17 protein-coding genes are annotated in these 22139 nt (G+C 49.6%); 8 read left to right on the top strand and 9 right to left on the bottom strand.

All coding sequences use genetic code 11. The features are described from left to right. Positions 1–314 precede the first annotated feature (314 nt). Together Q0986_RS01780 and Q0986_RS01775 are read left to right on the top strand one after the other, a co-directional pair. Positions 315–1427: a diguanylate cyclase gene (locus tag Q0986_RS01780; RefSeq protein ID WP_299402786.1), complete on the top strand. Its 1113-nt coding sequence runs from the start codon at positions 315–317 to the stop codon at positions 1425–1427. A gap of 466 nt (positions 1428–1893) precedes the next feature. Then, complete coding sequence (locus Q0986_RS01775) at positions 1894–2736, top strand: M23 family metallopeptidase (protein ID WP_299402784.1); 843 nt, start codon at positions 1894–1896, stop codon at positions 2734–2736. On the opposite strand, the gene dxr is transcribed toward Q0986_RS01775, so the two are convergent. From dxr to Q0986_RS01760, 3 genes are all read right to left on the bottom strand, one after another. Then, positions 2705–3910 (bottom strand): 1-deoxy-D-xylulose-5-phosphate reductoisomerase, encoded by a 1206-nt coding sequence (dxr, locus tag Q0986_RS01770; protein WP_299402782.1) that lies wholly within the window; start codon positions 3908–3910, stop codon positions 2705–2707. The genes Q0986_RS01775 and dxr overlap by 32 nt on opposite strands. A 39-nt stretch (positions 3911–3949) precedes the next feature. Beyond that, positions 3950–6040 carry a M48 family metalloprotease gene (locus Q0986_RS01765; protein ID WP_299402780.1) on the bottom strand — a complete coding sequence of 697 codons (2091 nt, stop codon included), beginning with the start codon at positions 6038–6040 and terminating at the stop codon, positions 3950–3952. Positions 6041–6204: 164 nt separating this feature from the next. After that, the gene (locus tag Q0986_RS01760) at positions 6205–7761 is read right to left on the bottom strand and encodes a Ppx/GppA phosphatase family protein (RefSeq protein ID WP_299402778.1); all 1557 of its coding nucleotides are present in this window, start codon (positions 7759–7761) and stop codon (positions 6205–6207) included. A gap of 606 nt (positions 7762–8367) precedes the next feature. On the opposite strand from Q0986_RS01760, the gene Q0986_RS01755 reads away from it, so the two are divergent. Beyond that, entirely contained in the window at positions 8368–9132 is a 765-nt protein-coding gene (locus tag Q0986_RS01755) for a hypothetical protein (protein ID WP_299402776.1), read from the top strand. 5 nt (positions 9133–9137) lie between these two features. Here Q0986_RS01755 and Q0986_RS01750 read toward each other — a convergent pair whose 3' ends face one another. After that, entirely contained in the window at positions 9138–9656 is a 519-nt protein-coding gene (locus Q0986_RS01750) for a DNA recombination-mediator protein A (RefSeq protein ID WP_299402774.1), read from the bottom strand. Between the two features lie 79 nt (positions 9657–9735). Then, on the bottom strand, positions 9736–10644 hold the full coding sequence (gene miaA / locus Q0986_RS01745) for a tRNA (adenosine(37)-N6)-dimethylallyltransferase MiaA (protein ID WP_299402772.1): 909 nt from the start codon (positions 10642–10644) through the stop codon (positions 9736–9738). A gap of 161 nt (positions 10645–10805) precedes the next feature. Here miaA and gyrB point away from each other — a divergent pair, with 161 nt between their 5' ends. The 4 genes from gyrB to Q0986_RS01725 all read left to right on the top strand — a co-directional run bounded on the left by gyrB (position 10806) and on the right by Q0986_RS01725 (position 16087). Continuing rightward, a complete protein-coding gene (gene gyrB, locus Q0986_RS01740; protein ID WP_299402770.1) occupies positions 10806–12746 on the top strand; it encodes a DNA topoisomerase (ATP-hydrolyzing) subunit B in 1941 nt (646 codons plus the stop codon). A gap of 8 nt (positions 12747–12754) precedes the next feature. Next, complete coding sequence (locus tag Q0986_RS01735; RefSeq protein WP_299402768.1) at positions 12755–13321, top strand: Uma2 family endonuclease; 567 nt, start codon at positions 12755–12757, stop codon at positions 13319–13321. A 242-nt stretch (positions 13322–13563) separates the two neighbouring features. After that, positions 13564–15015 (top strand): NAD(P)/FAD-dependent oxidoreductase, encoded by a 1452-nt coding sequence (locus Q0986_RS01730; RefSeq protein WP_299402766.1) that lies wholly within the window; start codon positions 13564–13566, stop codon positions 15013–15015. 109 nt (positions 15016–15124) lie between these two features. After that, positions 15125–16087, top strand: coding sequence for an NAD(P)H-dependent glycerol-3-phosphate dehydrogenase (locus tag Q0986_RS01725; protein ID WP_299402764.1), 963 nt, complete (start codon positions 15125–15127; stop codon positions 16085–16087). 63 nt (positions 16088–16150) lie between these two features. Here the strand turns inward: Q0986_RS01725 and Q0986_RS01720 are convergent, their stop codons facing one another. Both Q0986_RS01720 and Q0986_RS01715 read right to left on the bottom strand, forming a co-directional pair. Further along, a complete protein-coding gene (locus tag Q0986_RS01720) occupies positions 16151–16909 on the bottom strand; it encodes a flavodoxin family protein (protein ID WP_299402762.1) in 759 nt (252 codons plus the stop codon). Positions 16910–16961: 52 nt separating this feature from the next. Next, positions 16962–18914 carry a thiamine pyrophosphate-binding protein gene (locus tag Q0986_RS01715; RefSeq protein ID WP_299402760.1) on the bottom strand — a complete coding sequence of 651 codons (1953 nt, stop codon included), beginning with the start codon at positions 18912–18914 and terminating at the stop codon, positions 16962–16964. A 575-nt stretch (positions 18915–19489) separates the two neighbouring features. Between Q0986_RS01715 and Q0986_RS01710 the strand changes: the two genes are divergently transcribed. After that, entirely contained in the window at positions 19490–20254 is a 765-nt protein-coding gene (locus Q0986_RS01710; protein WP_299402758.1) for a hypothetical protein, read from the top strand. Positions 20255–20429: 175 nt separating this feature from the next. On the opposite strand, the gene Q0986_RS01705 is transcribed toward Q0986_RS01710, so the two are convergent. Beyond that, entirely contained in the window at positions 20430–20762 is a 333-nt protein-coding gene (locus Q0986_RS01705; RefSeq protein WP_299402756.1) for a hypothetical protein, read from the bottom strand. A gap of 125 nt (positions 20763–20887) precedes the next feature. Then, a partial coding sequence (locus Q0986_RS01700) for a ShlB/FhaC/HecB family hemolysin secretion/activation protein (RefSeq protein ID WP_299402754.1) occupies positions 20888–22139 on the bottom strand: 1252 nt, incomplete at its 5' end.

Here is a 22139-nt window from a genome sequence, read left to right as displayed (position 1 = left end):
TTTTATACTTTATAAAACCCATAGAATTCCAAACTAAAAATACGTAAGATTACTGAAGCCTGAGAACCGCATAGAGCGGTATAAGTGTGTTAGAGCTGATGAATTCAGTGAGTCTTAAAGTGTTTGTATCTCTTACCTACGTGAAAGTTATGCTAGCTCGACCACCATTGAGACTATACCTTTCTTCTTGATTTGTAGAAGGAGCAGCGACTTTATCAATCAGCTCTTATCTGCACCTTCCTGATCAGCTTCAAAATAAGGCTGATGTCTGCCCGATAAATGATTGATTCTTTTGGCAAGGGGTTCTTAGAGAAATGTACACTGCTCACCTCAACATTTTGATGATCGATGATAGTGAGCAGGATGTAGCCATTATCCGCGAACTGCTGGGTGTGAATCCTGACTATCCCGTTGATATTATCCATTGTCCAACCTTAGCAGTGGGGCTAGAGCAGCTCCAGTCCGGACCATCGATTGATCTGGTGTTACTGGATTTATGCGTCTCAGGAGAATTAGACTTAGAGGTCTTCCAGCAAATTCATCAGGCGTCTCCTACCATTGCCTTGATTATTTTAAGTGGCAATGCCGATGAAGAGATCGCACTGCAAGCGATGCAGGAAGGTGCCCAAGATTACTTAGTCAAAGGGCAGTTTACGAGTAGCCATCTGCGCCGCTCGGTCCAGTATGCCCTGGAGCGTCAAAGCCTCTTGCAGGAACTTGATACCAAAAATCAAACCCTCCAATCCTTATCCCATCAATTAGAAATTGCTAATCACCAATTGTCACAACTCGCCACGGTTGATGCCCTGACCCAGGTCCGTAATCGTCGCCATTTCGATGAAATCTTTTTATTGGAATGGAATCGGCTCTGTCGCGAAAATCATCCTTTATCTCTGATTATGGCTGATGTGGATCATTTCAAAGCCTATAACGATACCTATGGCCATCAAGCAGGGGATGAATGTTTGCATCGTGTAGCGCAAGCCATTGCCAAATCGGCTAAGCGTCCCGCAGACTGTGTGGCGCGGTATGGCGGTGAGGAGTTTGCGATCATTCTGCCCAATACCGATTTAGCCGGGGCAACCCTGGTGGCCGAGACCATTCGCAGCGCTATCCATGGGCTCAATATTCCCCATGAAAGTTCCACCATGAGTCCTCAAGTGTCGGTGAGTCTGGGGGTCGCCAGCCAGGTTCCCGATGAGAATGTGGCCCCTTCATTGCTGATTGAAGCAGCCGATCGAGCCCTATATGTGGCGAAGCAACAGGGGCGCGATCGCGTTCAAACGCACCAGAAAGACTGTTCCTCGCTGGAGTCCCGGCGAACCTTAGAGTTAGTAGGTCGGTTACAGCAGGCTCTGAATCAGCAAAAAGCCAAACGACGGGACAGACTCAGAAAAAAATCAGGAGCGATTGTCACGCCTCAATAGTCAGATGGTCCTGGCTGTGACGTCAGCTCAATGGCGACGAGTGAGACTCATTCAGCATGTCAAAAAAACGGGCATCAATTCATTATGATTCTCCTAAAAAAAATAAGTATAAATTACTAATTTATAGTGGCGTTTTTGTTCAATAGGCTCGCTTGTCTTCTCACGCAGATGTAGACAACCTAGGCTTTATAACAATTCCTTTACAATGTTTTCTTCGCAGTAACATTGAGGGCAAATTAATCTTAAGCCCATTGAACAAAATGACTTCTTAAAACGTCTAGAAATAGGGATGGCATCTGTAAAATTTTCAAGTGAAATCTGACCTCTGGGATCTGCAGTTTTCTCTTGTACTGATATCCATCCAATGATCTAGGAGCTACGCCTCTCTAGGTCTCGATTGCCTCCTGCCAAATTTTGCTTATCTATCAAGTACGTCTGGGTTGGTGAACGCCTCGTGCAACAAGGAATGAGTGATCAGGCTCCTCAGCAGAGTCCCCCACAACACACAATTGGCCTCCAGAGATCGCTTACTGCCTTGATGGCTACCCTTCTGCGGGTGATTCAGTTTTATCCTAGAGTCTCGTTATCAGTGGGACTGGGACTTCCCGTTATCCTACTATTGGCCCTGCTTCATCCTCAGAGTCCCTTTAAAACAACCCTAGATGTGATGACCGGGGGGGCAAATATTGACGAACCGGATCGAACGATCCCTGCCCCAAGTCCTCCTATACAATTCAAGCCTGCGGCTAACCCTCAACTGTTAGCCCTAAGCCTAGATGATCAGCCCACTGTGGACTCTCCGTTGCAAGGCTTTTGCCATCCCCTGTGGGGGAAAGGCTGGATCAGCCAAGGGATTCGAGGCGTTACTCATAATGGGCGAATGGAATATGCCTACGATTATGCCGCAGGCATTGGCACGCCTGTCTATGCTATGCGAGCGGGGCGAGTGATTAGCATTCAAGATAAATATCCTGACCGCGGAGGGGGCAAGGAACAAATTCACCGCTTTAATCATGTGTGGTTAGAACATGATCAGGGTTATCGTTCCGCCTATGTCCACCTTCAGCAAGGCTTCCAGCAACGGATGAATCTCAAAGTAGGGGATCAGGTTAAAGCAGGCCAAATCATTGGCTATAGCGGCAATTCGGGCTGGAGCACAGGCCCTCATCTTCATGTGGAGGTTCATCGGGCTGACGAGCGCTTTCGATTTACCCAAACGGTGCCTTTTGCCATTTCCAGTTCCTGTAATCTAGGACGTCAGGCGACGGATCTCACCGCTAAATCGCCGACAGTTGAGGACTCGCAGTAACTACAGGTGCTGGGCTTTGGCTAATCATCAGAATTTCCTGTCTTGCCCACTGATCGGCTGCCAAAATATCGTCTAGGCTGGGCTGTAGCGTGTTGTGAGACTTATAGCGATCGCAGGCCGTTTCAATCACCCGTGGAATATCCAGGAAGCTAATTTTTTCTTCCAAGAACAGGGCAACGGCTTGCTCATTGGCAGCATTCATCACCGCTGGCATCGCTCCACCCATGCGACCCACATCGTAGGCCAGCTGCATACAGGGATATTTCTGGTGATTCGGTTCTCGGAACGTTAGATCCCCAGATTTGACCAGGTCGAGGGGTTCCCAATTCGTCGCTACTCGCTCTGGCCAAGACAGGGCATAGAGGAGTGGCAAGCGCATATCCGGCCAGCCTAGCTGGGCGAGGACGGAGGTATCTTGCACCTCAATCAGGGAGTGAATAATGCTTTGCGGATGGATGACAATATCGATATGGTCGTAGTCCATACCAAATAAGTAATGAGCCTCAATCACCTCTAACCCTTTATTCATCAAGGTGGCAGAATCGACGGTGATTTTGCGTCCCATTGACCAGTTGGGATGCTTGAGGGCATCTGCAACGGTTACTTCCGGTAACTTTTCCACGGGCCAATCCCGGAACGCGCCCCCGGAAGCCGTCAGGATAATCCGACGTAGTCCACCCTCCGGTACACCCTGCAAACATTGGAAAATCGCTGAGTGTTCGGAGTCCGCGGGTAACAGTTTGACCCCATGTTTTTCCACCAGGGGCAGCACCACAGGACCGCCTGCAATCAAGGTTTCTTTATTGGCGAGGGCAATATCTTTCCCCGCTTTGATCGCAGCAATGGTGGGCAGCAAACCCGCACAACCCACAATGCCGGTCACGACGGATTCGGCGTCTCCATAAGCCGCCACTTCCACTACGCCAGCTTCACCCGCTAGCAGCTGCGGCTGGGGATCGAGGTCGGCAATGGCTGCCTTTAGATCGGGGAGTTGATTTGGATCTGCGATCGCAACGATCTCGGGACGAAACTGTCGGATTTGCTGCGCCAGTAGTTCAATGTTGCGACCCGCAGCCATTCCCACAAGGCGAAACTGGTCTGGGTACTGAGCGACAATATCCAGGGTTTGGGTACCAATGGATCCTGTTGAGCCGAGAAGAGTAATTGCTTTCACAGTTTCTTAATGATTGCGGGTCTCTCCTATCTTACAAGGTCAATGGACCCCTAGGAAAACCCCAGGTAGTGATGTAAACCATGCGGGAATCAGCATAACGTCAAAGATAATTCCCAGTAGGATCAAGCATCCACCCCACAGAAAAGACCAAAACCGATGATAGCTTTTCACCACTTGCCCACCCTCAGTTTTGAGTTTAATCAGATCCATCCAGGGGTCTACCCCACGGCGGAACCAGCCTACTATACCGGCCTGAGTACCGATCAAAGGCGTAACTTGGGCGAGGCGAAACCAAACATTGCCCAGCAGCCCCAATCGAGAGGAAGCGCGCAGAAAGAGCCATCCAGTTTTGTCGTCCATCACTAAAGTGGCCCCACATGGGGCGTCCACTTCATCTCGACCCGTGAGTTGGCCTTGGAGTTGCACCGGTTGTCCGCGCAAGGGGCTCACGTAGGGATCAGACATTAAGGTCAACATATCGCGTTGGGGGGCGCGGCTAAAGTTAGGGTACATCAGCAAGGTTTTGACCCATAGACCGACCCCTAACCCGATCAACATACAAGAAATAGTCGTGAGACCGGCCCCCCAGGTCGTCCCCAGCAAACACCCAGCGCCTAGTCCCAGCCAATCCGCCCAGTAGAAAATTAAATCCATCCAGAAATGTCCATAGAGGCGCTTCTTGTTTAAGCGGCGACCTTCGGCGACCACTCGCCCCATATCAAAGGCAATGTCTAACTCGAGTTGCTCAGCATAGGCCCCTAAGGCGCGAACCCGCTTACCCATGAGCGGATGGGTAGATTGCAGCTCCATCCACATGGCCCAAGGGTTGAATAAATCCCATAAAAACACCCGCCCCATCTTATTGGCATCTGCTGCAATCCGATAGGCGGTCCCAGACAAAAAAGCGGCTTTGGCGTCGAAGATGCCCAGTGTCCGGGTGCCTTCCAGTAAACGACTGGGAGCCGATGGTTGACCTTCCTTGACCATGCCATAGGCAATCTTCACCAATGCCCGAGACAGCGCATTGGGATTGCCCGTCACTTCGGCGGCAAAATGGTCGGCAAAATACTCTCGGGTCCGCGATAGGTATAGAACTGGATAGGTCCCTATTAGATAGCAGCTATAAACAGCTAACGCCGGTACTAACGTCACGATACGCCCCCACAGGCTGCCCCGGCCTATCTTGTCAAGGAGAGTATAGATCCAATAAATCATCTGTAGGAACGCTGCGGCCACGGTCATAATGGCAAAATCCCAGTGGACGATATGGCCTAACTCATGGGCATAAACGGCTGCCACTTCGTCCTCCTCTAGGTAAGTCAATACGCCTCGACTCATCACTAGTCGGGCATGGTTGGGACGGATACCGTAGGTAAACGTAGTGGGATGTTCATCTTCAATCAAGCCTAAGCGAGGCATGGTTAAATTTCGGTCGGCACAGACGTTCTGGAGAACCTGGCTCGTCTCTGGGCTCAGCTGCTCCAATTCTGACACTGTGATCCAATGCGTTCCATACAGCTTCCCTTGCGTCCAATCCATCAATTGAGGAGAGAGCCCCAAGGCAGCAGTGCTCATGAGCACCGTCCCCCCTAGAGCTATTCCCCCTCCGAGCACCGGATCGGTCAGGCCCGTGATCTGCAAAAGTCCCATCACTCCGAGCAGCACAATACTTAAGAGGAGACAGACGGTCACGCCAGCCACCAAATTCAGCGGCACGCCCCCGCCAGACCGCTTCAGCGTCATCCCTGCGGGACCTCGCTCCTCTTTCACGGGTGTTTCTGGGTGGGGTTGAGCCACAGGCGTTGAGGTAACCTCGGGGCCAGGAATCGGTACGGCTTTCCGGGCCGCCCGCTGGTCTTGATCTTGCTGTAATTGAGGCAGAACTTGATTGGCCCACTCTTGAACTTGGGGCAGTGGACTTTTGAAGAGGGGCTGGCAGAGCATTAACGCTTGTTCCAGCTGACCACACCCTTGGTGGGCCATAATCAAATACATTTGCGCTTGTACATGAACCGAACTGCCGGGTGTTGCTGCTTGCCAAACCCGGTCCAAAATGCTGATGGCTTGGGAATATTGGCCTTGCTGTTGAGCAGCAATACCCGCCTGCAATTCTTCACGTTGAGAGGCCATGAACAGCTCCTTGTTAGCTCCTTGTTCTGTGAATTACCGAGTGATAGAGACACAACCGAAGTACAGCTTATCAATAACGCTGTCCTCACACCGTAATGCAATGTCTCCGGTGAGATCCAGATTGCTGATTCGGCCTGGGGCCGATCGATCCTGATGAATCGGTTTTAGACAAGCTGTAAATCAGGATTGGGCGTTTGGTCTGCGAGTTGGGCCACCAAATGGACACCAAACTCCGCTTCAAAGCACGCTTTTTTCATCTCTAAACTCCAGAGTTCCAGAGCGCAATCATCGCCGGCTTGGCTCGCTTGGAGATGGAGGATGACGGTGTTGGCTGGATCAATATCGCAGTATAAGGACTGAATCGCGCCAATCTGTCGGCGATCTAAGGCAACCGCTAACTTGAGGATGGCACTGAGCTGATCGACCATCTGGCGTTGGGTTTTATTGACCAAGTTTTGATAATTTTCGTGCTTTTTTTTTGGGGGACCTTTGCGATGGTAGCGCGCTAAGTTGGCAATAATTTCCACTTCGGCATCGGTATAACCCAAGAGGCCGCCATGCCGAATCAGGTAATAGGAATGCTTATGGTGGGCAGAGTGGCTGATATAGTGCCCACAGTTATGCAAAATGGCAGCCGCCCATAGCAACTGACGCTCCTCTGCGTCCCAAGGATGGAGGGAGCCTTGGGTCTGGTCAAAGAGGGTGACGGCAAATTTAGCGATGCGTTCAGCAGTAGACAAATCCACATGATACTGATGCGCTAAGTTGATGACGCTGCGTTCTCGGACAGAGCCCTGATAACGCAGTCGATCTTCAATCAAGCCCTGCTTCATCATCCAGTCCACCACAATGCCCTCGCGCAAGGCCCGCTCACAGGTGGTAATCGAGTCTAGCGCTAGTAAACTCATGACTTCAGCCAAAACCACGGCACCCGCTAAGATAATTTCCGCTCGCCGCTCAGTCATCCCTGGCATTTTGCAGCGTTCTTCGTAGGTGAACTTGCGCAATTTATGGATCAGGTCTTTTAGATCTCCCAACGTGAGTACATGGCCCCGCAGAGAGGTGGGGCATGCGCCCATCACCTCACAGGCATGCAGCTTGAGAATGCTTTCAATGGTGCCGGAGGTGCCAATCAGGGTGGGGACTTCGCCCGGTGAAAGATGCGATCGCAACTCTTCAACCGGCCATTCCAACATCCCTTTAACGTAGGCCCGTAATTTTTCAAACTCGCGGGTACTGACCGGATCCGTGGTAATAAACTCTTCCGTCAGTCGCACAGCTCCCACCTTCGTACTACTCAGAGAACGGGGATCTTGGCCATCGCCTAAAATCAGCTCTGTTGAACCACCGCCGATATCGACAATGACGTGGGGATTATTGTTCAATTCAATGCCCGATAATACCCCCAGATAAATGCGGCGAGCTTCCTCTGGTCCCGAAATCACATTAATCTTCAGGCCCAGCTCGGCTTCAACGGCCCGAATAAAGGACCGACCATTGAGGGCTTCACGCACTGCACTGGTGGCAACCGCTTGAATTTTCTCGACCTTGCAGGCTTTGGCGACTTCTTGGCATCGGCGTAGAGCCGCAATCGCTCGTGCGATCGCATCTGCATGGAGTTGTCCCGTATCTTTACTGCCTTCTCCTAACCGAACCGTACTTTTTTCGGTATCAATAATGTTAAATGCTGGAATTTCAGGATTCACTTTCACCACAACCATGTGGATCGAATTGGTTCCCACATCAATAGCAGCAATTGTTTGCACAGCTTGTTTAGTACTAGGCTTATTCTGCTACAAACTGTAGGTGTTGGTGGGGACAGTGGTCAACGGTGAGATGCCTCAATCGTGATCGAGAGGCATCTAGTGGTATTACAAAGAATTGACTGATTCTGAGGATAATGGTGGTCAACTGTTGTCTCTAGATATGTTCCACTTTTAGACTTGATACAACTTCATAAATCTTGAAGCGTCTAGCTAGAATGGCATGCAGAAAATAGGTGTGTTTTTAACTTTTGAGGTAAAGAAATAAAAATTCCAGCCAATACTAAAATAATAAGGTTATGAATAATTGATTTACTATCTATATCTCTAATCTTCGCTTTATTTCTGTGTGATTAATGGTTCAGTCATCTGTATGCATTTATGAGGTACATTTGCTGGCTTTACAGAAGCATTCCTCAAAATTTGGAAAGATCTAGCGCTACCCGTCGAGAAGTGTCATGCCAAATCTACCGCTGTACCTGTAACTTGCCGACAATCTGGAAACAGATTGGGTATTATAGTGTGAACTTCCTTCATTAATATCTCATCCATTTAATTATCATTATGGCTCGATATACTCGTTCGCTATCCGTTGCATTATCGTTGAGCGACTGCCTGACACAATTAAAGGCGGTGTTGGAAGGCTGTAATTTTGAGGTGCTGTTCTCTAAAGAAGATTGTGTTATTGCCAGAGAAACGCCCGGTCGAGTTCCCTTTGCCAAGCTGGTTACCATTGAAGTTTTAGTGGACAGTACACGGGCAACAGGCACCGTCACTACTTTGGATGTGGTCGTTAAAAATGAAGAATTACCGCTGCAAACCAATAATCACTGCTCTCAAATGTTTGGGCAACTGAGCGACGCCTTGAGTCAACATTCAGGATGGCAAGTGGTGACAGCAGGCGTGGATGAGACAGAACAACAGACTGCGACCGCAGCTCCATCCGTATCACCCTCAGAATCTATAGTTCCCCCTGCGGTGGCCGATCAGCCTGCTCAACCCCCTGCGGCAAAAACGACAGAGCCTCCCCAAGAGGTTGTCTCGCCAGAAAATCCACCCCAGTCGGAAGGACCTTCTATTAATCTAGAGTCCATGCCTAGCAAGCAAGTTCAAACCACTGCGAACTTGGAAGAGCTGCGCCAAAAACGGGCTGAAAGCGTCGCTAATTTGGAGCGGCTGCGCCAAAAGCGGGCTGAGAGTATCGCCAACTTAGAAAAAATGCGGTTGAAGCGAGAGCGGATGTTTTCAGCCGACGATCGACCAGACACCTCCGAGGATGACTTCACTTCCTTGGATGTGCCTGATCAGCCTTCCACCTCACAAGCCTAAGCACCCTAATCAAAATAGAAGAGCGTCACCAGCTTCCGGAGTTCCTCAGCCTCTTGACAGGTCTTTAGCAGCGTATTGCTATCGTGAAAGGCGAAGCAAATCAGCTGATCGCAGCGAGAAACAATTTCTTGGTTGCAGATAGCGCTGGCCTCTGCCAAGGACAAGTTGTCATGCTCAGGCTTTTCCACAAGATGCATAACCTGCTCCAGCTGTCGCATCGATTCAGGCGGCTGCTGGGTCATACTTTGGGGCAAAATCACAGTCAGTAACTTCGGGTCTGCGCGCATGGCCCCCCGAATGGCAGCAGCATTGGTACCAATCGCGCCGGAGGTCAGCAGGCGATTGCCAGACAGCACCAAGGCATAGCTCATCATTTCGATGATGTGTTGATGCATCAGGGGAACGTGACGAGACCCTAAAATGGCAATGCGCTTAGAACTGGTCTGTTGAATTGCTGCTAGTTCCTGGAGAAACTCGTCAGCTTTGGGGTCGCCAACCTGTGGTAAATCGAGAGACTGGCTCAAAGGGTTACTGTGCCGAAACAACCCAGCTATTTTAACAAAGGTCAGTCGGATTTTGGGGATGATGGCTAGAGTTTATTCGCTACAGCCCAGATAGACTCTGCATATCATTCCATACGCGAGTAAGTAGGTTAGGATCTGCGGCATCGAACCAATGAATCGCGGAATTTGCCCGAAACCAGGTGCGCTGTCGTTTGGCAAATTGACGAGTATGAAGAACCGTTTGGGTCGTCGCTGTGTCCAGGGAAGTGTGCTGCTGCAAGTAAGCCTTCATTTCTTGATACCCCAGGGTTTCTAAGAGAGGGAGTTCGGCCCCATAAGTTGCGATCAGATGCTGCACTTCCGCTAGCCAGCCTTGCGCCAACATGGTTGCCGTGCGCTGTTGAATCAGAGCTGTATGTTGGTCTACATCACTGATATCTAAACCAATTTGGAAGATAGGATAAGCCGGCGGATGTCTCCCTTGCTGTGCCGATAGTGGTATACCCGTCGTGTAATAAACCTCCAAAGCTCTCAGTGTACGGACTTGATCATGGGCATGGATTTTCTGGGCCGCTTGCGGATCGACTTGCTGGAGCCATTGGTAAATCTGGGCTTGGCCTTGGGATTGGAGTTGCGATCTCAACTCCACTTGCGGTGGCACCCGCGGAATCTTCAGCCCTTCGACAATTGCTCGAATATAAAGCCCCGTTCCTCCCACCAGAAGTGGTGTTTTCCCCTCAGTATGAAATTGAGTAATTAAAGCTTGAGCCTGTTCCTGATAATCGGCAACCGTCAGAGTTTCGGTGGGTTCACAAATATCAATCAGATAGTGAGGAACCTGTTTGTGATCCGTTACAGAAGGTTTTGCAGTGCCAATATCAAACTCCCGATAGACCTGTCTAGAGTCCGCGCTCAGAATTGGAGCACCTAAACGTTGGGCTAAAGCCAGGGCCAGAGAGGATTTTCCTGTGGCCGTTGGCCCACAAATCACAATCAACCCTGGTGTCATTCCCACTGAATCCTAAAGATTTAATAATGCAACCCCAATGCAAACAGCCCTTAAGACGTGTCTAAAATCGCTTAAAAGGCATTTGTGATAGAATTTGGGAGGTTTTTTGTATTTGCCCAAACTAACACTGCTTTAAGTCGCTTATAGGAGCGCTTTATTACATGGCCACAAACTACAGTGCAGATCAGATTCAAGTCCTGGAAGGGTTGGAACCGGTTCGGAAGCGCCCTGGGATGTATATCGGTAGCACTGGCCCTAGAGGTTTGCACCATTTAGTGTACGAGGTGGTTGATAACTCTGTCGATGAAGCCCTCGCTGGCCATTGTAAGCATATTCATATTTATTTAAACGAAGACGGTTCCGTCCGAGTCACCGATGATGGTCGCGGCATCCCCACCGATCTGCACCCTACCACAGGTAAATCGGCTCTAGAGACGGTGATGACGGTGCTCCATGCAGGTGGTAAATTTGATGGCGATAGCTATAAAGTCTCAGGCGGACTCCACGGGGTGGGTATTTCGGTTGTGAATGCCCTATCGGAATGGGTAGAAGCGAAAGTCTGGCGCAATGGCAAGGTCCATACCCAACGGTTTGAGCGAGGCATTCCCACCTCTGAGCTAGTCGTTGAACCCACCGATCGCAAAGCGTCGGGGACTGCCATTACCTTTTTGCCCGATAACACGATCTTCACCGTCACCACAGAGTTTGACTATAAAACTCTAGCCAGCCGATTGCGAGAACTGGCTTATCTCAATGCTGGGGTAGAAATTGCTTTCCAGGATAATCGTCTAGAGCTTCTAGAAGCTGATGAACCCAGAATTGACACCTACCGCTATGATGGCGGCATTAAAGAGTATGTGGACTACATGAACCGGGATAAAGAGCCCATTCATGAAGAATGCATCTATGTGGAAGGGGAACGCAATAATGTCCAAGTAGAGGTGGCATTGCAATGGTGCCGGGACGCCTATTCTGATAACCTGCTGGGATTTGCCAACAATATTCGTACCATTGATGGCGGCACCCACTTAGAAGGTCTAAAGACGGTGCTCACCCGCACCATGAATTCCCTGGCCCGGAAACGCAGCAAGCTTAAAGATGGCGATTCGAACCTCGGCGGTGAACATATTCGGGAAGGCTTAACGGCTGTTATTTCCGTCAAAGTGCCGGAACCTGAGTTTGAAGGTCAAACCAAAACCAAGCTCGGTAATACCGAAGTGCGAGGTATTGTCGATTCCCTCGTGGGAGAAGTGCTGACGGAGTATTTAGACTTTCACCCCAATGTGGCGGATTCTGTGATTGAAAAAGCCCTGCAAGCCTTTAACGCTGCTGAAGCCGCTCGGCGGGCACGAGAGCTAGTCCGCCGTAAATCGGTACTGGAATCTTCAACCCTACCTGGGAAGCTAGCAGACTGTAGCTCCCGCGACCCCAGTACTTCAGAGATTTATATTGTGGAGGGCGATTCTGCGGGAGGAAGTGCGAAGCAAGGGCGCGATCGCGGCTTCCAAGCCATCCTGCCCCTGCGCGGTAAAATTCTCAACATCGAAAAAACCGATGATGCCAAAATCTACAAAAACAATGAGATTCAGTCCCTGATTACTGCTTTGGGACTAGGCATTAAAGGCGAAGAATTCGATGTTTCCCAACTCCGTTACCATCGGATTATTCTGATGACCGACGCGGATGTGGACGGTGCTCATATTCGTACCCTCCTGCTCACCTTCTTTTACCGCTATCAGCGAGAATTAATTGACCAGGGCTATGTCTATATCGCCTGTCCACCCCTCTACAAGATTGAGCGGGGCCGATCTCACTATTATTGCTATAGCGATCGCGAACTGCAGAACCTGATTCAGCATGAGTTCCCGGCCAACGCCAATTACACTATTCAGCGGTTTAAGGGCTTGGGTGAAATGATGCCCACTCAGCTTTGGGATACAACCATGAATCCTGAAACCCGCACTCTCAAACAAATCGATATTGAGGATGCGGCTGAGGCCGATCGAATTTTCACGATCCTAATGGGCGATCGCGTTGCTCCTCGCCGGGAGTTTATCGAAACCCACGGTCCTCGCCTCAACCTAGCTGAACTGGATATCTAGGAATTGCGATGACTCAAGCCCTCAAAGATCCACAACGTTGGACGACTGCCGATATTGAGTCCTTAGCAGCGGATGAATGGAAGCGCTATGAAATCATTGATGGAGAGTTATTTGTGACTCGGGCACCGCATATTGGCCATCAAGGGGCTGCGGGGCGCATTTATGCCAGATTGCTGCTGTGGTCAGAGGAGACCAACTTGGGGCAACCCATTCTGACACCGGGCTTGATTTTCTCCGATGCTGATAATGTGATCCCTGATGTCGTTTGGGTGAGTGATCAGCGTCTGGCAGCAATTGTGGACGATGAAGGTCATTTAACCGATGCTCCAGAACTAGTTGTGGAGGTACTTTCAGCAGGTGGTACGAATGAACGTCGAGATAAGGAAGCGAAGCTAAAGCTATATTCCTTAAAAGGGGTGCAAGAATACTGGATTGTGGATTGGCGATTACAACAGATAGAAGTCTATCGACGAGACAGTGCTCAACTCCAACTTGTTGGAACACTTTTAGCAACTGATGATCTATCGTCGCCCTTGCTACCCGATTTTCGCTGTACAATCGAGCGTTTCTTTTAACAGAGTCTTGTAAAGAAAGCTAATCACCCATTCAGTTAAGCTCTGAGGCTTTACGACTATTTCAGGTCTCTACTTAAGCAATGAATAGTACGCTCAGATTTCAAGGCCAAGACCCTATTCAATGTGCTAATTTACGGCCTGCATTCGCATGGCGATTTTACTGATTGCTGGCTGTAACAGGTCCTTCTATGCTGAGAGCAATGAGGTTCAAGGCTTACTCAAGCCAATAATTGCAAAAAGCCATGAAGAATGACAATAACGCTAGTGCGCCAAGGCATATCTATGATGTGTTGATTGTAGGGGCGGGTCCAGTGGGATTGGCAACCGCGATCGCACTATACAAGCGTGGCATTCATAATATTCGAGTCATTGATCAAACTCGTGAGTTTCGCAACGTTGGTCAAGGTCTTGATCTCCTCCCTAATGGCTTAAGGGCCATCAAATATATCGATTCTGAAGCGTACGAGCACATCACCGAGGCTGCCTTCAAAGGCGATCCAGCTCCGACATCTTCCGGTTGTCCAGACCAATCGGCACACCCGCCGAAAAACCGATGGCGTCAAATTAACGTTCAGGGCGAGACGACACGGTCCTTTCCTACGGACTTTCAAAGCTGGTTTGATCGCTATGGCGAAGGACGGGTCAATGTATCGTGGTTTAATTTGCAAACAGCGTTGAGACGTTTACTCCCCTCAGAGCTTGTCCAAGCCAACCATCGCTGTGTTGATCTGGCAGAAGAAGTAGGCAGAGTCAGAGTGGATGTGATTTCAGATACAGGGATCTCGACCAACCCATTTGCCCATTGGGAAATGGCGCAATCCAAGCAAGACACTGCTGGATTAACTCAAGACCCTCAAGGCACTGATCACCCATCGTTTTACGCCAGGTTAGTGATTGCCGCTGATGGCATCAACTCAACGATTCGCCAAGTCCTTTATAACCAACCAGGATTAAAGCAATGGGCCAAACCTCAATATTCGGGTTTTGCAGCCATTAGCTCAACCCTACAGGGAGTCTCTAGTTCGATGATGGAAACACTCGTGACCCAGTATATGAAAGAGGCTCGCATTATTACCGTCCATAATAATGCGGACGATCTTAATTTCCCCGACCTAAAAAGACTCCGGTTATTGTTGATTCGACTGCCAAACAATACGGTCGTTTATCTCCTGTATGCGCCGTTCACACGTGAGGCTTGGCAGCATAAATCACCCTCTGAGATTCTCAGCTTAGGGATAGAAACGCTACAGAAGGCTGAGTTTCCACCTCTCTTTACCCATCTCGTTGGTTTATCCCATCCAGAGCGACTCTCTCTGCGTCCGTTTTATATGCATCCCGTCAATCCTCAAAATAAGGGTTACTCACCTTGGCGTCATGGACGAGTGATTCTAGTGGGGGATGCGGCCCATGCCATGCCTCCGTTTATGGCCCAAGGCGTGAATCAAGGATTTGAAGATGCCGCCGTCATTGGTACATTGATCGCTCAGCTGATGTCAGCACAGGGCTGGGATCAGGACCCTACGATCGCAACCACTTTGGAAAAATATGAGCACCTTCGTCAGCCGTTTATGGACCAAGTCCAAACAGCAACGATGGACTGCCATCAATGGACCCAAGCCCAATGGGATACCTTTAACGAAACGCTACATCGCCGTGCCTATCCATCCGCTGCCACGCTGGGAGCCTTAAACTAGTGCAATCCCGCCTTGCTGGAACTCGTTCTCGTTCTATTGCAGTGGCCATCTGATCCGTAGATATCATCACTGTTCAAACTCGGCTCCATGCCTCTCCGCTGTTAGACCTATGTCCTTCTCTCCCGATCCTGCTTCCAGACCGACAACGGCAGACATCACCGTTTTGGGCGCAGGCGTTTGGGGATCGGCCTTGGCAGCCTTGGCTCGGGCTAATCAGCATCGCGTGACCGTTTGGTCGCGTCGAGGGCAATACTCGCTTACAGAGAGTGTTGCCCATGCCCAGGTGATTGTGGTGGCTATCTCTATGACAGGCATCCGTGATGTCGCGGCTCAGCTACAGAACACCCGCCTTTCTCCCTCTGCGATTTTGGTCAGCGCCACTAAAGGGCTAGATCCACAAACGCTACGAACGCCTTCACAAATTTGGCAAACTACCTTCCCCGCACATCCAGTGGTTGTCTTATCGGGACCCAACTTATCCAAAGAAATCGATCAGGGCTTACCCGCAGCAACGGTGGTCGCGAGTCCCCATGCAGCCGCGATGGAAACGGTCCAACAGCTGTTGGCCTCGAATTATTTTCGCGTTTATACCAACCCCGATCAAATTGGCACGGAGCTAGGGGGGACGTTGAAAAATGTGATTGCGATCGCAGTCGGTGTTTGTGACGGTTTAAACTTAGGGACCAACGCTCGCTCAGCCTTGATTACCCGTGCTTTACCAGAAATGATCCGAGTCGGAACCCATTTAGGCGGTCAGGCCGAAACGTTTTTGGGGTTGTCAGGACTTGGCGATTTACTCGCCACCTGTACCAGTCCTCTCAGCCGTAACTACCAAGTAGGCTATCAACTCGCACAAGGAAAATTGCTGCCAGAAATCCTGTCAGAACTACAAGGGACGGCAGAAGGCGTTAATACGACCCATGTGCTGATTGAGTTAGCCAATCGTGAAGGCATTCCAGTACCGATTGCTCGTCAAGTCCATCGATTAATCCAAGGCCATATCACCCCTCAGGAAGCTGTAGCAGCCTTGATGGAACGCGATTTAAAGCCTGAAGCCTGTGATCTATTGTAGACAGCTATGGGAAGGCTAAATCATTCAACATCACCAACTTAGAAGGATATACCCTAGCCAGTTCTAGCGCTTATGCTCTGGATTCTTAAAGTCCGTTTTGCACCCTGCATCCCAGGCATCTGGTAAGTTTCCGTGGGCAGGAATCCCCCCATTGTCTTTGAGGAGGCGAGCCATATGCATACAGTTCCAGGCTAAGAAGGTGGTATTGCGGTTTGTGAAATCATTCTCTGGCCCCCCTGATCCTGGATCAAGATAGGACGGACCGGGACCGACTTCTCCTAGCCATCCAGCATCCACCTGGGGTGGAATGGTATAGCCAATATGGGAGAGGGAAAACAGAATATTCATGGCGCAATGCTTCACCCCATCCTCATTGCCTGTAATCAAAGTCGCGCCTACTTTGCCGTAATCTCGATATTGGCCTTTGTCGTTGAGGAGATGGGTGTAGCCATACATGCGCTCCAAAACTCGGTTACAAACGGAACTTTTCTCCCCCAGCCATACGGAGGTACACAGCACCAAAATATCCGTGGCATCCACCTCTTTTTGAATTTGAGGCCAGTCATCTTTATCCCATTCATCGGTTTGGGACATATCCAAGCCCAAGCCAGCCGGAATGTCATAATCCACGGGACGAATAATCTTCGTTTCCACCCCATTGGCTTCAAAAATCCTTTGGGCAATCTTAATCACCCCTTCGGTATGAGATAAAACGGGGGTGCGATTTAGGGTGCAGTTGAGAAAGAGGGCTTTGAGATCGTTATATTTGGCCGGAGCATGTTGGCATTGGTGCTGAGTGATGTTCGTAAGCTGTTCAGACATAATTCCTCTTGCATAGGTGTATGTGTTCAAACGTAAAGCTGAGCCAGAATGCCTAAATCAACTCTGGGTCAGACATCATTTCTACGAGGGCAGGCCCCTGATAAGCAAGGGCCTGGGCTATGGCATCATCTAGTTCGTCTGGTTGGGTGACTCGGATCCCGAATCCACCGCAATTTTGAGCATATTGGCAAAAATCAGGATTGTGTAAGGAGGTTTGCCAGACATCCCATTCCCCCGCTCGCTGCTCTTTAGAAATTTTGCCCAACTGATCGTTGTGAAGGAGGATATGGGTGATATTCATCTGGTACTTCACGGCAGTTGTAAATTCCGCCAAATATTGTCCAAATCCGCCATCTCCAGACACAGAAACAATGGGGCGTTGATGTCCTGCAGCTGCCCAAGCGCCCATGGCAGCCGGGAAGGCAAACCCGATGGACCCGAGATATCCCGACATTAAAACGGACTGGGCCTGACACTCAAAATAGCGGCCAAAGGAATAGGTGTTGTTGCCTACATCTACAGCAATGACTGCATTGGCGGGTACTTGTCGGGTCATGGCAGCAAAAATAGCAGCAGAGTTCAGACCTTCCCCTCGGTTATCGAGCTCTCGACGGGCTTTTTCTGCCCGCCAGATGGCCCAACGTTCGGCGATTTCAGACTGTACATCTTCTGTATTCACCTGTCCCGTGAGGGCGGTCTTGAGCTGCGCCACTACAATACTAATTTCTCCCCAAACAGGTACGTCGATGGGATGAAATTTACCTAGGGCCAGCGGATCAAAATCTACCTGAATAATCGGTTTACCGGGATAGATGCCCGTGTGGTTGGAAAAAGAAGCCCCCAACACCAGCAACACATCCGCTTCATTCATAAACCAGCTAGCAATGGGAGTACCACTGCGCCCTAATACCCCGCATCCCAGAGGATGGTCATCGGCAATCTGCCCTTTCCCTTTAAAGGTCGTTAAGACGGGTGCGCCCAACAGTTCAGCGAGTTCTATCACTGCAGGCATATGAAACCGGGCACCATGGCCGACAATAATGACCGGACGGCGAGATGGTTTGAGTTTGTCAATGGCCTGCTGTAAGGACTCCGGGGGTGGGGCGATTTGCAGCGGGGTGATGCGTCCGGTGGGTGTTGCCGCAGGTACATCAACAGCAGGCTGAACTTGAATCTCATCGGGGAAAATCAGGTGAGAGACATTGCGTTCTAAAAGGGCATGCTTGACCGCCAGGGTCATCAATTCGGCATGCTTGCTGTGACTGAGAACCGTTTGACTCCAAGCGGCAACTCCACTAAAGGCGGCGGATAGATCACATTCTTGAAAGTTGCCAGTCCCCAAGACTTGAGAGTTGACCTGTCCAGTTAAAGCCAAGATGGGAGCGCGATCGACTTTGGCGTCCCACATCCCAGTCAGCAGGTTGGTTGCACCGGGGCCAGCAATGGTTAAACAAGCAGCGGGCGTACCCGTGAGTTTGGCATAGGCAGAGGCGGCAAAGGCCGCGGCTCCTTCATGGCGAATGCCAATATAGGTGAGCTTGCCCTGTTCTTCCTGACGGCGCAATGCATCAGCCAGTCCTAAATTCGAATGGCCTACCATGCCGAACACATGGGTAACGCCCCAATTCACCATGGTTTCAGCCATCACATCGCTAACGGTGCGGATGTGCGGTTTTTCTACAGGTAAACCCACATAGACCCCGTCATTACGCACCTCCACCGGGAAGGTCTCGAGGGCATCATCGACATCCAAGTCACCCGGTGGTTGCCCCGTCAGTGGGCAATAATCCCACCCATGCCAAGGACAGCGCAACAGGCCATTTTCAATGGAGCCTTCACCCAAAGGACCACCTTGATGGGGACAGCGATTATCAAGGGCACCATACTGGCCTTGGTGATGGGTTAAGGCCAGGCTTTTATGACCTGCGACGACGGTTTTGACCCGACCTTCGGGTAGTTCGTCTAGGTCTAAGACCCGAAACCACTGAAGGGTTATCTCAGGCATAGGCTTTACTCCTTATGGAACGAGCGGCGATGGCTGGACCAGCACTTTTGCCCAAGCTGATGCTGGCGTATAGGCTCCAGTCTGAGTATGCAGGTTGGGCGGCGTATTCAGATGATAATTTGCTGAAGTCCGGTGATGAAGTAGGCAAGGTTTGCCTAAAAATATGCTGAGTATGACCATTTCACGAAGTCAGCTTAGGCATGCTCTGCACCCTGTAGGTGAAGATGGTTCTCAAAATGATGCAGTCTTTCCGATAACTCTACCCAGAAGTGACGATAGAACTACACGATACCCATTTGGATCAACTTGTTACTTGGCTGGAATAAGCCAAGATTGACATTGTATTTACGACTCGCGAAGCCAAGGGACTAATACCCATGCAGTATAGGTGTGACCTGTATTATGGGGTTGGATGGTTGCTACTTATTGATTCCTTTATGCCTAGACCATTACGCGTAGCAATCTCTGAAAGTGAACTCGAAGAGATATTCCAGGTTGCTTAACAGCAATAAAGTTAAATTTGAGGGCATTATGGCAATTTTAAAGAACTTGGCTCCTCAGGGCTGACCATTTCTATGAAATTTAGGAAAAAAAAGTTGTTCAAAGCCATAAGCAATAAAGCTAGGATTGCACCGTACTACTTTCTAGGTGTTATTTCCCTGTCATTGTGTGTCTCTCTTTGGATGACTAATGAATATTGGGGTTATCTACTGGAGCCTCCAAGTTTGCTTAAGTCTGCCCAGACTATTACAGAAGTAAATCAGTTAATTCCAGTACGAACATCAGACTGCGATACTCCCAAACAGTGCAAGTTTGTGATCGATCCATCTCAAAAGATCTCAGCTCATTATGACCCTCGTGATCAGCCTCCGACTGAACGTCTTTTGCTTTATTTGCAGGATACGGAGAAGTTACCCGCTTCGTTTGATCGCGAGTTGCAAGAGGACCTAGAGTTGTATGCCCCCATGCTAAAATCCCCGATTATTGCTACTCCTGAGAAAGGTTATACCAACCATTTCTTAGAGGGAGTAATCATGATTGGTAGAACTGCATCGAAACAACAACGAGCGTTTATTAGTGCTAGAGGGAACCAGGTCTCCAACGATCACTATCCCTACTACGAAGCAATTTTTGCCATAGGGCAGAATGGCAAAACCGTTCAATATTTAGAAGGCCAACGCTTCTTCTTTGACATAGCAGGTATTGAGGGTTTTGAAGGTCTACCGATGATCATCTTCCTATTTATACCGCTGGTGCTGATCTTTGGCATTATGCTATTGGCTATTGTTGTTATTGCGGATATTTTCAGGAATTGTCTTCCATCAATCAGGGTAAGGTGATGCAACATGACAATTCCAGTTGTGTTACAAATAATACTTTCAGCTACAAAACCCCTCTGAGTTTTATCCCAGACTATGTAGCTAATCCGAAGATTTGATTGATGAAAGAGATCCTGAGGGCTGAAACGCTACTGAATCCGTTGGATATTTTGATTCATGAAATGGGGGTGGACTATTAGCCAGAGCACGCTGTTGCAGCAGCATCTTCACTAATTCCTTCACCCATCAGTTTTTCCATACAGGCCAAGATGCGATCGCTTTTTTCTTCTGCTGTTTCATTGGGATTGCCCTGAGCAGAATTTGTCTCCCTTGGAGACGCTGGGCATCCAAACGGCGTACATGCTTCTCCAGCGGGTGGATTAGGACATCCGAAAGGATTACACTCTGCCACGCTCGATTTCGAGCAGCCAAATGTATTACAGTCTGCAAGAGCTGCCTGAGGTTCTAATAATAGAGGGAAGGTCGCAAGTGCTGTTGCTACAACGGACACTGGTAGTAATTTGTGCATAGTGAACGTCCTTTTTTAAAAAATTTTCAATGGGTCAAAATATCCCAGACTCTAAGGAAGAGAGTCCTAAAACTTGCCAACCAGACTCACCACTTATGGTAGGGAGTCTGGCAACTCAACGTTGATCACCGCTGATAGTTGAGACTAAAGTAAAAACCGTGATCTTGAATGTCATCACCCCGATTCAAGTCAATAATTGGGGGTGCATAGTCTAATCGAATATTCAAGCCTGGCACAGGCTCCCAGAGTAGCCCTAGCCCCAAGCCAACAATAAAATTATCATCTCCAATCTGATTGGGGTTATCAGAATTAAACACCACCCCTAGATCGGCAAAGGGGGCCACTTGAAAGATCGGGTTGCCTTCTTTGTTATGGGCCAAGGCAATCCGATCTTCAATTGAGAACCGAAAGCCATTATCCCCAGACAGAGCATTTTGCCGATAGCCACGCACAGATTGAGCGCCCCCAATCACAAATTGCTCGGACGACAACAAACTATCGGGGGTCAGTTGCAAGTCCGCTTGCATAATTAGCAGATTATTCTTGCCCAGTCGCTGCACTCGCTGGGCTTGGGCCAACCAGCTAAAAAATTCACCATCGGGAGTGGGATCAGGATTTGACGTCGCTCCAATATCGACCCCTAAATTAAACTGAGAGCGGAGTGCCCATACACCGTTGGGGTCGCGACGGGTATAATCTTGCCCAAATTGAAACACACTGGTGCGGGTAACCCCATTTGCGTCTGCCCCAGGGATGGTAGGACGCAAGAAATTTGGCAGTGCATCGGCATTGATAAAACCCCGACTGCGTTGATGGCTAAAGCCTAAGGACAGAGCAAACTCTTCTCGGGGATTACGGATTAAGGGCTGCCGAAAACTCAGACTATAGCGTTCAGAATCGCTGTCAATATCTAAATCATCAAAGTCACCTTCGGTGATTTTGTTGCGCTGAATAATGGTGCGCAGTTGGAGGGTGCCGTCTTTTGCATTGACAGGAATCGTGTAACTGGCATCAATGGTATTGAGTCCCCCGGAGATGGAACGGTTATAGGAGACAAACAGACTATCACCATTGCCTGTCAGGTTGCGGGTGCCGACATTCACGCCTGTGCGCACTGACCCAGTACTGGGGGTAGTGTAGTTATCGATATTGGCTCCCAGAATGAGGGCACTGGCCTCATCCACCTCGACGTTGAGTTGACTTTTTCCTTTACCTTCTCCGGCTTGGAGAGTTGCATCAATCTGGTCTAATAGGGGGTTGGCTTTTAAGAGCTGAAGCTGATCTTCAAGATCGTTGGTGTTGAGCGGTTCATCTACCCCTTGCTCTAAACGGCTGCGAATATAGCCTGTTTTGAGTCGGTTATTGCCTTCGATATTA

Origin of the sequence: Acaryochloris sp. IP29b_bin.148 (genome assembly GCF_028285565.1) — a bacterium.
Lineage (GTDB): Bacteria > Cyanobacteriota > Cyanobacteriia > Thermosynechococcales > Thermosynechococcaceae > Acaryochloris.
The sequence above is the reverse complement of the archived record's forward strand: the minus strand, read 5'-3'. Positions and strand labels throughout refer to the sequence as shown.

What these genes read in the sequence shown, in the direction of transcription:
- Q0986_RS01780 (WP_299402786.1), top strand. Translation starts at nt 315, where the DNA reads ATGTACACTGCTCACCTCAACATTTTGATGATCGATGATAGTGAGCAG.
- Q0986_RS01775 (WP_299402784.1), top strand. Translation starts at nt 1,894, where the DNA reads ATGAGTGATCAGGCTCCTCAGCAGAGTCCCCCACAACACACAATTGGC.
- Q0986_RS01765 (WP_299402780.1), bottom strand. Translation starts at nt 6,040, where the DNA reads ATGGCCTCTCAACGTGAAGAATTGCAGGCGGGTATTGCTGCTCAACAG.
- Q0986_RS01760 (WP_299402778.1), bottom strand. Translation starts at nt 7,761, where the DNA reads ATGGTTGTGGTGAAAGTGAATCCTGAAATTCCAGCATTTAACATTATT.
- Q0986_RS01755 (WP_299402776.1), top strand. Translation starts at nt 8,368, where the DNA reads ATGGCTCGATATACTCGTTCGCTATCCGTTGCATTATCGTTGAGCGAC.
- miaA (WP_299402772.1), bottom strand. Translation starts at nt 10,644, where the DNA reads ATGACACCAGGGTTGATTGTGATTTGTGGGCCAACGGCCACAGGAAAA.
- gyrB (WP_299402770.1), top strand. Translation starts at nt 10,806, where the DNA reads ATGGCCACAAACTACAGTGCAGATCAGATTCAAGTCCTGGAAGGGTTG.
- Q0986_RS01735 (WP_299402768.1), top strand. Translation starts at nt 12,755, where the DNA reads ATGACTCAAGCCCTCAAAGATCCACAACGTTGGACGACTGCCGATATT.
- Q0986_RS01730 (WP_299402766.1), top strand. Translation starts at nt 13,564, where the DNA reads ATGAAGAATGACAATAACGCTAGTGCGCCAAGGCATATCTATGATGTG.
- Q0986_RS01725 (WP_299402764.1), top strand. Translation starts at nt 15,125, where the DNA reads ATGTCCTTCTCTCCCGATCCTGCTTCCAGACCGACAACGGCAGACATC.
- Q0986_RS01720 (WP_299402762.1), bottom strand. Translation starts at nt 16,909, where the DNA reads ATGTCTGAACAGCTTACGAACATCACTCAGCACCAATGCCAACATGCT.
- Q0986_RS01715 (WP_299402760.1), bottom strand. Translation starts at nt 18,914, where the DNA reads ATGCCTGAGATAACCCTTCAGTGGTTTCGGGTCTTAGACCTAGACGAA.
- Q0986_RS01710 (WP_299402758.1), top strand. Translation starts at nt 19,490, where the DNA reads ATGAAATTTAGGAAAAAAAAGTTGTTCAAAGCCATAAGCAATAAAGCT.
- Q0986_RS01705 (WP_299402756.1), bottom strand. Translation starts at nt 20,762, where the DNA reads ATGCACAAATTACTACCAGTGTCCGTTGTAGCAACAGCACTTGCGACC.